Annotated in this window: 9 protein-coding genes; 6 read left to right on the top strand and 3 right to left on the bottom strand. The window is 71.2% G+C overall.

Translation table 11 applies throughout. The features are described from left to right. Positions 1–1,271: transposase (locus F3T56_RS41845; RefSeq protein ID WP_149830731.1), on the bottom strand; the 1,271-nt coding region annotated here is incomplete at its 3' end. A 168-nt stretch (positions 1,272–1,439) separates the two neighbouring features. On the opposite strand from F3T56_RS41845, the gene F3T56_RS41840 reads away from it, so the two are divergent. From F3T56_RS41840 to F3T56_RS41825, 4 genes are all read left to right on the top strand, one after another. Continuing rightward, the gene (locus tag F3T56_RS41840; protein WP_172639404.1) at positions 1,440–1,997 is read left to right on the top strand and encodes a flavoprotein; all 558 of its coding nucleotides are present in this window, start codon (positions 1,440–1,442) and stop codon (positions 1,995–1,997) included. Positions 1,998–2,151: 154 nt separating this feature from the next. Continuing rightward, the gene (locus F3T56_RS41835) at positions 2,152–3,312 is read left to right on the top strand and encodes an ABC transporter substrate-binding protein (RefSeq protein ID WP_149830729.1); all 1,161 of its coding nucleotides are present in this window, start codon (positions 2,152–2,154) and stop codon (positions 3,310–3,312) included. 106 nt (positions 3,313–3,418) lie between these two features. Continuing rightward, complete coding sequence (locus F3T56_RS41830; RefSeq protein WP_149830728.1) at positions 3,419–4,615, top strand: sensor histidine kinase; 1,197 nt, start codon at positions 3,419–3,421, stop codon at positions 4,613–4,615. Beyond that, positions 4,612–5,277, top strand: coding sequence for a response regulator transcription factor (locus tag F3T56_RS41825; protein ID WP_149830727.1), 666 nt, complete (start codon positions 4,612–4,614; stop codon positions 5,275–5,277). Before F3T56_RS41830 ends, F3T56_RS41825 begins: the two co-directional genes overlap by 4 nt. 7 nt (positions 5,278–5,284) lie before the next feature. On the opposite strand, the gene F3T56_RS41820 is transcribed toward F3T56_RS41825, so the two are convergent. After that, the gene (locus tag F3T56_RS41820; RefSeq protein WP_149830726.1) at positions 5,285–6,076 is read right to left on the bottom strand and encodes a phytanoyl-CoA dioxygenase family protein; all 792 of its coding nucleotides are present in this window, start codon (positions 6,074–6,076) and stop codon (positions 5,285–5,287) included. A 64-nt stretch (positions 6,077–6,140) separates the two neighbouring features. On the opposite strand from F3T56_RS41820, the gene F3T56_RS41815 reads away from it, so the two are divergent. Beyond that, positions 6,141–7,118 (top strand): helix-turn-helix domain-containing protein, encoded by a 978-nt coding sequence (locus F3T56_RS41815; RefSeq protein WP_149830725.1) that lies wholly within the window; start codon positions 6,141–6,143, stop codon positions 7,116–7,118. A gap of 49 nt (positions 7,119–7,167) precedes the next feature. Here F3T56_RS41815 and F3T56_RS41810 read toward each other — a convergent pair whose 3' ends face one another. Next, entirely contained in the window at positions 7,168–9,582 is a 2,415-nt protein-coding gene (locus F3T56_RS41810) for a SpoIIE family protein phosphatase (RefSeq protein WP_149830724.1), read from the bottom strand. Positions 9,583–9,866: 284 nt separating this feature from the next. Between F3T56_RS41810 and F3T56_RS41805 the strand changes: the two genes are divergently transcribed. Continuing rightward, complete coding sequence (locus F3T56_RS41805; protein WP_149830723.1) at positions 9,867–12,956, top strand: glycoside hydrolase family 2 TIM barrel-domain containing protein; 3,090 nt, start codon at positions 9,867–9,869, stop codon at positions 12,954–12,956. Positions 12,957–13,115 lie beyond the last annotated feature (159 nt).

Raw genomic sequence — 13,115 nt, 5'->3', positions numbered from 1 at the left:
TAGGCGGGGTCGACGGCGATGACGGGGATACCGAGTTCGGCCGCCATGCTGAGGAGCCGGGCCCGCAGTCTGGAGGTGGGCAGGCCGGAGATGAGGTTGCGGAACCGCTTCCTGCGGCCGTGCTTCTCCCGGGTCTTCTCCGCCTGGAAGTCGAGGTCCTCGACCGCGATGGCGAGACGGTGGCGTTCGGCCCAGTGCAGCAGGCGCATCAGGGCGTGCCTTACCTGGGCATCACGGTGGTCGGCCGTGCCGGTAAGGTCGTAGCCGAAGCGGAGCGGTTCGCCGACGGGGTTGCCATGCTGGTCGAGGCGCCAGGCGGCGAGGTGATCGGCGTTGGTGTCCACCCCGATCAGCCCATGCGCGCGGGCGGCCTCCAGCGGCACGGTCTTCACCGGGGGGATCGTCCAGGAGACTGTCACGTACCAGCGCCCCCGGACTGTGTCTTCGTGGATGCGGTAGGCCAAAGCCCGGTTCGCCTGGACGCGGTCGGCCCACTGCTCGCCCCGGTGCACGAACGCCACGCGGGCGGTGAGCACGTACCGGCCGTGCGGGGCGTTCGCCAGGTGCGCCAGCGGCGCGGGCAGCTTGAGGCAGACCTCGCCGCCGGGGGTGACGCGGATGGTCTCGTTGCCGAACCTTTTGCCGGACTCGCCGTCCGCGGCGAGGAACCGGCGCCCAGCCTGCCACCGGGCCCGCCACTGCTCCTCGCTGAGGCCTGCTTGCTCCAGGTGGTGGCGGGTGTTCAGCAGCCGCTTTCCACCCCGCACCACGCGCACGACCCCGGCCTCACAGTCCGCCCGCACCACCTGAAGCCTGTCTTCGAGCACACACAGGCGGCGTCTTTTCGCGTGCCACTCCCGCGCGCTGCGGTAGCCGCCCGGCGCCTGCTTGGTGCCTTTCTCACCCACCGGCACGGACAGCCGGTGCTCGATCGTCTCGATCCCGGCTATCAGGCTCTGGATGTGGGCGAGCTGGCCGCGCCGGGCCAGCGCCCACTGATCATGGGTGGCCTTCGTGACCGACCCGGCCCAGCGGGAGGAGGACTCCTGCGTGAGGGCGCGCTTGCGCTGCGCCCACTGCTCGCTGTCGTGCTCCAGCCCGGCCACGCACCGCGCCTTCAGATCACGGGAGGCCAGCGAACCCAGATGGTCCCCGACCAGGCACAGGACCTTCTCGTCCCCGGCGGTCAGACCCTTGAGCCGGGTACGGATCGCCATCCCGGACGGGCCAGGCACCACGAAAGGCGCCGCCAACTCCCGCAGCCCACCCATCCCGTCACCCCCCACCCGGTGCCGCAGACATCCGTCACCACACCCAACGACCACCACCAGTGAAGGTCACACATTCGACATGAGAACTCCTGTCCCCTTCCCGTGAACACGCCTGACGCCGGCCGCAGGCAGGCTCACTCATACGTGCCAGAACACGCTCAAACACCGTTGATCACCACCTGCCCACAACCCTTCCTCTACGTCGTCGTCTGCGCCGCCGGCATCGCCGTCGACGTGAACAAGCTGATCACGGCGGCCCAGGAGCGCGACTGGGAGGTCGGGGTCATCGCGACGCCCGTCGCCATGGGCGGCTTCTTCGACACGGCGGCCGTCGAGGCGCAGACCGGCCGCCCGATCCGTTCCGCCTGGCGGCGGCCGGGCGACCCGCGCCCCTTCCCGCCCCCGGACGCCGTCGTGGTCGCACCCGCCACCTTCAACACCGTCAACAAGCGGGCCGCGGGCATAGCCGACACCCTCGCCCTGGGAACTCTCTGCGAGGCGTACGGCCTGGGCGTCCCCATCGCCGTACTGCCCTGTGTCGCCGACGCCCTGGCCGTCCACCCGGCCTACCGCGCGAGCCTGGAGCGGCTGCGCGGCATGGGCGTCAGGTTCGGGGACGCGTACTCCGGCGAGCCCCAAGAGGACGGCGGACACCGGGAGTTCCACTGGGAACGGGCCCTGGAACTGCTGAACGCCGACGAACGCCGCGTTCAACCGAACGGTTGAACCGGTCGTCGGCTTACGGGCGACGCGCGACCTCCCTTCCCGGCCGGAGACTTACGGCGCCGTCGTAGCGGCGACGCAGTACAGGACGCCGTACAGAACACGCCGTACAGAACACGCCGTACGGATCACGCCGCGGAAAGGACTTCCCCCACCCATGGCCAGCAACTTCAGCAGGCGACGCATCCTCACCACCGGCGCGGGCGCCGCCCTCGGCGGACTCGTCGCCACCGGCGCCGCACAGACCGCCTCCGCCGCCCCCGCCGCGCGCACGTCGGACCGTTCCGGTCTCTCGGCCGGTGCCGAGGAGACCCGTTCGCTCGACGAGCTGTACCGCGACGCCGTCGCCGAAGGCGGCAAGCTCGTCATCTACGCGGGCGGAGACACCTCCACCCAGCAGGACTTCATGGCCAATGCCTTCCGCAGCCGCTTCCCGGACATCGACCTGACGGTCGTCGTGGACTACAGCAAGTACCACGACGTCCGCGTCGACAACCAACTCGCGACCGGCACCCTCGTCCCGGACGTCGTCCAGCTCCAGACCCTGCAGGACTTCACCCGCTGGAAGCGCCAGGGCAAGCTGCTGCCCTACAAGCCCGCCGGATTCTCCAAGCTGCACAAGGGCTTCCGCGACCCGGACGGAGCGTGGACGGCCGTACAGGTCATCGGCTTCAGCCTCCTGTACGACGTCGCCGCCGCCGGTACGAGCGCCCCTAAGTCGCCGTACGAACTGGTCGACCCGCGCTGGAAGGACGCCATCGCCTCCTCCTACCCGCACGACGACGACGCGGTGCTCTACCTCTTCGCCCTCTACCAGCAGGCGTACGGCTGGGACTGGATCGCGAAGTTCGCCGCGCAGCAGCCGCGGTTCGCCCGTGGCTCGCACACCCCGGGCGTCGCGGTGAACGGCAAGGTGAAGACCATCGGCGTCGGCACGTCCGGCACGCTGACCGCGCCCCCGACCGCGCCGATCCGCTGGCTCGTGTCCGACGGGCACCCCTTCATGGCCTGGGGCCAGCGCGCCGCGATCCCCAAGCGTGCCGCCCGCCCCACCGCCGCCAAGCTGTACCTCAACTGGGCGCTGTCCGCCGAGCGTCAGCAGGCCTCCTTCAACGGCTGGTCCGTCCGCACGGACGTCACCCCGGCCAGCGGCCTGAAGCCCATCTGGGAGTACGACAACGCCCACCTCCACGGCTTCCCCCGCTTCATGGAGGACCGTGCGCAGGTCGAGCGGCTGAAGCAGACCTTCGCCCTCTACTTCGGCGAGGTCAAGGGCGAGCCGACGCCGGGCGTGCTCGGTCTGCACCCGGGCCGGTAGCCACCAGGCACAGGACGGCGGATTTCTTACTCCGGTCACACCGGGCACGGCCTACACTCGGCTCGCTCCACGCCAGCCCGGACCGCCGCAGGGGGAATCCGCCACCGTGCCCGCCATCGTCCCCGCCGCCCTACGCCGAGGCTCGCTGTCGCCACGACACCTTCCGGACCTGGTGTTCCTGACTGTCGCCATCGGTGGCCTGCTCCGGCTCGTCCAGCTCAACGCCGCGCTGTGCTGGCAGTTCGTCCCTCTCATCGTGCTGCTGGCCGGGGGATACGTAGGCGGACTGGCCCGCTGGGAGCGGCTGGGGTGGTGGGGCAGACCCGTCTGGCTCGGTGCGCTGCTGGCCCTGTGGAGCTGGATCACCTGGGGGATGCCCGCGCCGGTCGCCGCCGGCTACGTGTGGCTGGCGCTCCCGCTGGCGATCCTCGCCCTGCGGATGTTCACCGACCGGACGGCGATCGCGGTGGTCGGTGTGATCACCGTCCTGCTCGTCCTGTCCGTCGCCCGCGTCGCCGGAACCCTGCACCCCGAACTGGTGGCACCCCCGGCCGCCGCGGTCTGGGCCACGGTCGCCCTCTACCGCTCCCAACAGCGGCTGCTGGCCCAACTTCGCCACACCCGGGCTGAGTTGGCGCGCGGACAGCGGGAGGCCGGGCGGCTCGCCGAACGCGCCCGCATCGCCCGCGACCTGCACGACACGCTCGCCCAGGAACTCGCCGGCAGCCGCATGCTCCTCCAGGCCGCCGACCGCGACTGGGACCGCCGCCCGGACCTCGCCAGGACCCAGGTCCGCACGGTCGTGGACGCGCTCGGCGCCAACCTCGCCGAGACCCGCACCATCATCCGCGACCTCACCCCGCCCGCACTGGAGCACGACGACCTCGCGGCCGCGCTGCGCTCCCTGTGCGCCCGCGCAACGGGCACGCCCGCACGGGTGCTGTTCCGCACCGAGGGCGAACCCGGCGAACTGTTCCCGGACAAGGCCGCCGCCCTGCTCCGCGTCGCCCAGGGACTCCTTGCCAACGCCCGCGAACACGCCCGCGCCCGCCACGTCTGGGTCACCCTCGAACACGGCGACGACGCCACGGTCACCGTGGAAGTACGCGACGACGGCAAGGGTTTCGACGTCGCGTCGGCGATCAGCCCGGGGCCGGACGACCGTGGCCTCGGGCTGATCGCCGGCCGGGAACGCCTCCGCGCCCTCGGCGGATCGCTCACCATCCGCAGCGCACCCGGACACGGCACACTCGCCCGCGCCACCCTGCCCCTGAACACGCTCGCCCTGGCGGGCTCCCGGTGACCCACACCCCCGCCACTCCGCTCCGCGTCCTGATCGTCGACGACCACGCCGTCGTACGCGCCGGGCTGCGCGCCCTGCTCACCGGCGAACCCGGCTTCGACGTCATCGACGAGACCGGCGACGGCGAAGAGGCCGTACGCCTCGCAGCCCGGCTCCGCCCCGACGTGGTCCTCATGGACCTCCGGCTGACGGACGACTCGGCCCCCGGCGACCGCGTGAACGGCCTCGACGCGACCCGGCGCATCACCGCCGGCACCCCGGACACCCGCGTGGTCGTCCTCACCAGCTACGGCAGCCAGGGTGACGTCGTACGGGCGATGGAGGCCGGAGCCCGCGGCTACATCCTCAAGGCGGGCCCGCCCGAGGAACTCTTCCGCGCCGTGCGCGCCGCGGCCGGCGGGGGCATGGGCCTCGCCCCGGAGGTGGCCGGACACCTAGCCGGTCCCATGGCCGATCCGGGGATCGTCCTGACCGACCGGGAGATCGAGGTCGTACGGCTGCTGGCCCGGGGTCACAGCAACCGCACGATCGCCGCCTCCCTGCACCTGACCGAGGCGACGATCAAGACCCACCTGGTCCGCATCTACCGCAAGCTGGGCACGGAGAACCGCGCGAGCACGGTGTCCGAGGCCGTCCGACGGGGGCTGCTCGAGCTGGGCTGATCCAGGGTCAGTGGGCGCCCGCCGGTTCGAACTCCGTGCCGCACGGGCCCGCGCCCTCGCTCTCCGGGAGGGGGACGGGTTCGCCTCTCATCGTCAGCGCGTCGTAGTAGCGCCCGATGCGCTCGGTGGAGCGGCCCACGTAGTGGCCGATGAAGGAGCGGCGGAAGCGGTCGGCGGTGCGGTTGGGCTGGGAGCCGTGCACCAGGCTGCCGTTGAAGAAGAGGACGTCGCCCGGGGTCATGTCGACGGGGACGGCGGTCAGGCCGGGCGGCGGCGGTACGTACTCGCGCACGAAGGACAGCTCCTCGTCCGCCTCCTCCGGGCAGAACAGGTCCATGCGATGCGTCCCCGGCACGACCTCCAGACCGCCGTTGTCCCGGTCGATCACATCGCAAGCGATCCACGCCGCCACGCACGTGCCCGGCTCCACCCGCAGATAGAAGTTGTCCTGGTGCAGTGCCTGCCCACGGGCCCCCGGCGGCTTGAAGTAGAACATGCTCTGCGCGGCCAGGACCTCCTCCCCGAGCAGCTCTTCGAGGATGTCCCGCAGCCGCACGTCGAGAAGCACCTGCAGCGACAGGTCGTCGATCCGGTGGGGGTGCATCACGCGAGGGTAGACATGCAGCGGGTCGGCTGCGTCAAGGCCGGAGGTACGGGGCTCGAAGTGCCCCGGTATCGGGCCGCCCGCCCGCAGGGCGGCGAAACGGTCGCACAGCTCCTCGATCTCGGCGGCCGAGAACAGCCCCCGCACCACCAGACAGCCGTTCTCCTCGAACTCCACCTTGCCTGTGACTGCCATCCGCGCGTCCCTTCTCTCCTTGCTCCACTGTCCTTCACGCTAGGTCCGAGCGCCTTCCGGGAGGATGCCTGTGCGTGCTGATGACTTGCCTGAAACTGCTGTACCCGCCGAGCCCGAGACTGCTGCACCCGCCGAACCTGAAACTGCCGCACCCGCCGACCCGTCCCCGCCGCCGGGCCAGGTGATCACCGGCCGCTTCGACGTGCGGCCGCCGTACGCCGTCAACCGGCCGCGCGGCGCGGACAGCTGGCTCTTCACCTGGACCACGGGCGGCGGGGGACTGCTGCGACAGGGCGCGACCGAGGCTGGCGCGTCCCCCGGTGACCTCGTGGTCCTCGGGCCGGGCGTGCCGCAGCACTACGCCGTCGGCCCCGGCGCCGGGCACTGGGCGTTCTGGTGGGTGCACTGCCAGCCGAGGGCGTCCTGGACGGCATGGCTGCGCCCGTACGAGACCGGCGACCGGCTGTACGCCGTCAGCCAGGCCCCCGGCGGCATCCGTGAGCGCGTCGACGCGGCCTTCCGCCGGATGCTCGCCGACGCCCGCTGGACCGGGGACGGCACACCGCCGCCGCCCGAGGCCGACCCCGGGGACGGTGAGATCGCCGTGGCGCACGGGGCGGCGGCCCGCGAACTCGCCCTGTGCTCCCTGGAGGAGGTCGTGCTGCTCACCGCCGCCCGGGCCGAGCCCCGCCGGTCAGGGGTCGACCCCCGGGTCCGGCGGGCGCAGGACCTGATCACCGCGGACCCCGGCGCCCCGCACACCGTCCACTCCCTCGCCGAACGGGTCTCGCTCTCCCCGTCCCGTTTCGCCCACCTCTTCACCGAACAGCTCGGCCACTCCCCGATGCGCGCGCTCCGCCACGCCCGCCTGCTGCACGCCGCCCGGCTCCTGGAGGCGACCGAACTGCCCGTGGAACGGGTGGCCGCCGCCTCCGGGTTCACCAGCCCGTACCACTTCAGCAGGGCGTTCCGGGAGCGCTACGGGGTGCCGCCGGGCGCGTACCGAAGCGGAGTACGCGGCGACGGCCGAGCGACCACCTAGCGGCGCGGCCAGAGGTTGAAGGGCCCCACCCCCGTGGCCCCTTCACTCCTCACTCCTCCGACAGCGTCAGCTCCGCCCAGATCGTCTTGCCGTCCTCGGTGTGCCTGCTGCCCCACCGCTGGGTCAGCTGGGCCACCAGCAGCAGTCCGCGCCCGCCCTCGTCGAAGGTCTTGGCCCGGCGCAGATGCGGGGCGGTGCCGCTGCCGTCCGAGACCTCGCAGATCAGCGTGGTGTCGTCGTGGATCAGCCGCAGCTGGATCGGTGGGGCGCCGTGCCGGATGGCGTTGGTGACCAGCTCGCTGACCACCAGCTCCGCCGTGAACGCGGCCTCGCTGATGCCCCACAGCGCCATCTGCGTGAGCACGTACTGGCGGGTGCGGGCGACGAACGCGGGGTCGGCGGGGATCGCCCAGGTCGCCACCTGCGCGGCCTTGAGCCCCTGGGTACGGGCGAGGAGCAGCGCCACGTCGTCGGGGGCGCCGTTCGCGGGCAGCAGGGAGTGGACGACCTCCTGGCAGATGTCGTCCAGTGGGCCCTTGCGGCCGGACAGGGCCCTGGCCAGCAGCTCCTGACCGGCGTCGATGTCCCGGTGCCGGGTCTCGATCAGCCCGTCGGTGTACAGGGCGATGACGGTGCCCTCGGCCAGTTCGAGCTCGGCGGACTCGAACGGCAGGCCGCCCAGGCCCAGGGGCTGCCCCGAGGGCACATGCACCTCCATCGGCAGGCCGTCAGGGTCCAGCACGACCGGCGGCGGATGCCCGGCGCGGGCGAAGGTGCAGCGGCGGGTCACCGGGTCGTACACGGCGTACAGGCAGGTGGCGCCCACCTCACCGGTCACGCCCTCGCTGCCGGCCTCCGCCGAGAGGCGTACGACGAGGTCGTCGAGGTGGGTCAGCAGCTCGTCCGGGGCCAGGTCGACGTCGGCGAGGGTGCGGACGGCGGTGCGCAGGCGGCCCATGGTCGCGGAGGCCTGGACACCGTGCCCGACGACGTCGCCGACGACCATGGCGACCCGCATCCCGGAGAGCGGGATCACGTCGAACCAGTCGCCGCCCACCCCGGCCTGCGCGGCCGGGAGGTAGCGCGAGGCCGCCTCCAGGGCGGGCATGTGGGGGAGGGTCTGCGGGAGGAGGCTGCGCTGGAGGGCGAGGGCGGTCTCGCGTTCGCGTGAGTAGCGGCGGGCGTTGTCGATACAGACGGCGGCCCGGGCCGTGACCTCCTCGGCGAGCAGCTCGTCGTCCGAGGTGAACGGGTCGACGCGTTTGAAACGGGTCAGGACGGCCACCCCCAGGGTCGTACCCCGGGCCCGTATCGGCACCGACATGGTCGTGTGGACGCCCAGCTCCTTGACCCGTGCACTGCGCAGTTCGTCCCAGGCGAGCCAGTCCGCGAACGTGTTCGCCGGGTCCGTCGCCACGATCGTGTGCCCGACCGACAAGGAGGCTGCCTGCGGTGAGCCGACCGCGTACACATCGGTCCGGCCCACCTCGACCACGGCCTCGGGGCACCCCGGCGTGATCGACTGGTGGGCGGCACGGCGCAGGGTGAACGGTGCCGAGAGCGGGCCCACGTGCGGTTCGTCGCCGTGGTCGAGGGCCTGCATGAGATCGACGCTGACGAAGTCGGCGAGGACGGGCACGCAGACGTCGGCCAACTCCTGGGCGGTGCGCTTGACGTCGAGGGTGGTGCCGATGCGGATGCTCGCCTCGTTCACCAACTGCAGCCGCTGACGGGCCAGGTACTGCTCGGTGATGTCGTGCCCGGTGACACAGACCCCGATCGGCACTCCGGCGGAGTCGAACAGCGGGGCGATCGCCGCGGACCAGGCGTGTGCCCTGTCCTCGTCGGCGGCCCGCAGAAAGGTCTGCACGTCCTTGCGCCGGCCCAGGGTGAGCACCTCGCGCAGGTGCTGCTCCAGCTTCGCGCCCTGCCGTCCGCCCACGACCTCCGACATGTGCAGTCCCCGGAGGTTCTCCTCCGGCATGCCCACGGCGTCCGCCATCACGTCGTTGATCCCGCGCAGCCGGAGCCGGTCGTCGAAGACCGCCATGGCGCACGGCGACTGGACCATGACCGCCGCCGCCAGCGGATCGTCCCGCACCAGCGGCCCGGGGTCGTCGAGCGGACAAAGAATGAGCCAGCCGCCGCTGCCGTCGCCGTCCTTCGGCCCCCGGTGATGGGCGAGCAGCCACGCCGACACCGTACGGCCGTCGCGGTGACGCAGCGCGAGCGTGCCGCTCCAGCTGAGGCTGCCCGCCGGCGGCGGCATGAAAGAGGCCCCCGGGGCCAGCAACTCCTTGGCCGGGTGCCCGACGACCTCCTCGGCGGGCCAGCCCAGCAGCCGTGTCGCCCCCTCGTTCCACTCGGCGACCGTGCCGTCGCCGTCCATGACCGCCCGCGCCGTGGCGGCACCGTCCAGGGCATACGCAGGAGCATCACCGTGCGTTACCTTGCGGCTCCTCATCGTCGCGAGTTCCATTCCGCCGGTCCGAACGGGCTTACGGGTGAATTCAAGCCTATGTGCTCCGCCGGGAAAGCGGATTGGAAACCGCATCCTCGCGGGGTTCGCACTCCCGATGTTCGCCAAGTGCCATGAGGGGCTCTTGACGTCTCTCGGGGCACGTCGGCAGATTCTGTTTGGTCACGATCAATTGTGATTGCTTGTGGGGCGCAGGGGGTGTTTTGAAGTCCCTTGGCTTCGCGGCTCCCGGAACGACGTCCACCCGAACGTTCGACGAAGGGACCACCATGACCGTCACCCGCAGGTCCTTACTCATCGCGGGCACCTCCGCCCCGATGGCGGCAGCCCTGGCCGGTACCGCGACCGCCGCGTCCGCGGCGAGACCCTCGTCCGCCAGCCGCGTCATTCTGCTCCGCGACGGCTGGCGCTTCGCCCTCGTCAACCCGGGCGGGATCACCGACCCGACCGGCGAGTACGCCGACGCCGCGAACCCCGGCTACGACGACTCGGCCTGGCGCCAGGTCGCCGTCCCCCACGACTGGAGCATCGAACTCGCCCCCACCACCCAACACAACACCACCAGCGGCACCGGCTTCTTCCCCGGCGGCCTCGGCTGGTACCGCCTCGCCTTCACCCTGCCGCCCGCGCTTGCCGGGAAGCGGATCTCGGTCGAGTTCGACGGCGTCTACATGGACTCGTACGTCCACTGCAACGGCAAGGAGGTCGGCCGCCACCCCTACGGCTACACCGGCTTCGCCTTCGACCTCACCGACCTGGTGCACACCGACGGCACCACCGAGAACGTCCTCGCCGTCAAGGTCCAGAACCGGCTCCCCAGCAGCCGCTGGTACTCCGGCAGCGGCATCTACCGCGAGGCCCGCCTCGTCGTCACCGAGCCCGTGCACGTGGCGCGCTGGGGCACGTACGTCACCACGCCGGACATCACCGAGGAGCGCGCCGTCGTCCGCGTGCGGACCTCCGTTGTGAACGGCTCAGGCAGCGCCACGGACGTCGAGGTCGTCTCGCGTGTCGTCGATTCCCGAGGCCGTACCGTCGCCCGTACGTCGTCCACGGTGGCCGTCACCGACACGGCGGCCGAGACCCACGAACTGACCGTCCCCGAGCCGGAGTTGTGGGACTTCGCGCACCCCTGCCGCTACACCCTCAAGACCGAACTGCGCGTCGGCGGCAGAACGACCGACACCTACCGCACCACCTTCGGCATCCGCACCTTCCGCTTCGACCCGGACGAGGGCTTCCACCTCAACGGCACCTATCACAAGATCAAGGGCGTCGACCTCCACCACGACCTCGGCGCGCTCGGCGCCGCCGTGCACGCCGACGCCATCCGCAGACAGATGACGATCATGAAGTCGATGGGCGTCAACGCCTTCCGCACCTCGCACAATCCGCCCTCGCCGGAGATGATCGAGGTCTGCGAGGAACTGGGCATCGTGATGATGGTGGAGGCCTTCGACTGCTGGAGGAGCCCCAAGACCCGCTACGACTACGGCCGTTTCTTCGACGAGTGGGCCGACCGGGACATCACCGAGATGGTGCTGGCGGCCCGCAACTCGCCCGCCGTCCTGATGTGGTCGATCGGCAACGAGGTCTCCGAGTTCACCTCCACCGCCGGCCTCGCCATGGCGGACCGGCTGATCGCGGCTGTCAAGGCCTCCGACGACACCCGCCCGATCGTCATCGGCTCCCACCGCCACCGCAGCGTCCCCGCCCCCGGCACCCCGGGCGACCTGATCCTCGCCAAACTCGACGGCCTCGGCCTCAACTACAACACCGCCAAGTCGGTGGACGCGCTGCACGAGCGCTATCCCAACCTGTTCCTCTTCGAGTCGGAGTCGTCCTCGGAGACCTCCACCCGGGGCGTCTACCAGGAGCCGGAGCGCCTCAACACCGGCGAGAACTACACGCCGGGAAAGCGGGGCGTCTCCTCGTACGACAACAACCTCGCCTCCTGGACCATGAGCGGCGAGTACGGCCACAAGAAGGACCGCGACCGGAAGTGGTTCGCCGGGCAGTTTTTGTGGTCGGGCATCGACTACATCGGCGAGCCCACCCCGTACGACGTCTTCCCGGTGAAGGCGTCCTTCTTCGGCGCCGTGGACACGGCCGGCTTCCCGAAGGACATGTACTACCTGTTCCGGAGCCAGTGGGTCGGTGAACCCATGGTCCATCTGCTGCCGATGAGCTGGAACCACGAGGAGGGCGACACGGTCGAGGTGTGGGCGTATGCCAACGTCGACACCGTCGAACTGTTCCTCAACGGAAAGTCCCTCGGGACAAGGAAGTTCGACGAGAAGAAGACCGTCGACGGGCGGCCCTACCTGGAGACCACCGAGGCGACCGGCGACGACAAGACCTTCACCGACGGCCCCTACCCCGGCAGCTACACCAGCCCCAACGGCAGCGCCGGCAAACTCCACCTCACCTGGAAGGTGCCGTACGCGCCGGGCGAGTTGAAGGCGGTGGCACGAAGCGGCGGCAGGGTCGTCGCCACCGACGTCCTGCGCACCGCCGGTGCGGCGCATGCCGTGCGCCTGACCGCCGACCGCAAGTCGGTTGCTGCGGACGGTCGTTCCCTGGTCTTCGTGACTGCCGAGATCGTCGACGCCCGGGGCGTGGTGGTGCCCGACGCCGAGCACCTGATCTCCTTCGACGTACGCGGCGGCTCCCTCGCCGGGCTCGACAACGGCCGCGAGGAGAGCGCCGAGCGCTACCAGGCGAGCACCCGGACGGCCTTCGGCGGCAAGGCCCTCGCGATCGTACGGTCCGGGGTCGAGCCCGGATCCGTGAAGGTGACGGCACGGGTGGAAGGGCTGCGCGCCGGGACGGCGACCGTCCGCGCCACCCCGGCCCGCTCGCAGGCGACCACCCCGGCCGCCGAGTTCGAGCCGGACCACCCGGAAGCGGTCACCCATCCCTTCCCGGACGCCAGTTACTCGGGGCGCCCCGACACCCTCCCCGCCGCCATGCTCGACGGCGACCCCGCCACCGGCTGGTCCAACGGCTTCCTCAAGGCCGCCACGGCCCTGTTGCCCGCGTTCAGCGGGGCGCGGCCCGAGGACTGGGTGTCGGTCGACTGGGGGCGGCCCGGCACGGTCGACCGGGTCGAGGTCTCCTTCACCGTCGACGCCGGTCACACGCTTCCCGAGGCCGTCGAGGTCGAGGTGTGGGATGGCGAACGGTACGTCCCCGCCGAGGGTGTGAAGGTCGACTGGGCCACGGCCTCCGGCACCCCCACGGCGATCACGTTCACCCCGGTACACGGCACCCGGATCCGGCTCACCATGACGAGCCGCCATCCGGGCGAGGCGCGCGGCGCGGTGCGGATCAGCAGGTTGGACGTCCTCGCAGTCTGACCGCGTGTGGAGATGTCGCTTCGGTGTGTGGAGACGCCGCTTCGGTCCGGACGGGAAATCAGTCCCGTCCGGACCGTTGACGGACTGTCATGTCTCTAACAGCATGGCCAACGTCCGCATCTGGGAGCGCTCCCACGCCGTTACGTCACACGCCACCAT

Origin of the sequence: Streptomyces tailanensis (assembly GCF_008386495.1) — a bacterium.
GTDB lineage: Bacteria > Actinomycetota > Actinomycetes > Streptomycetales > Streptomycetaceae > Streptomyces > Streptomyces tailanensis.
Note: the sequence above shows the minus strand (reverse complement) of the source record. Positions and strands in the feature narration are given on the sequence as shown.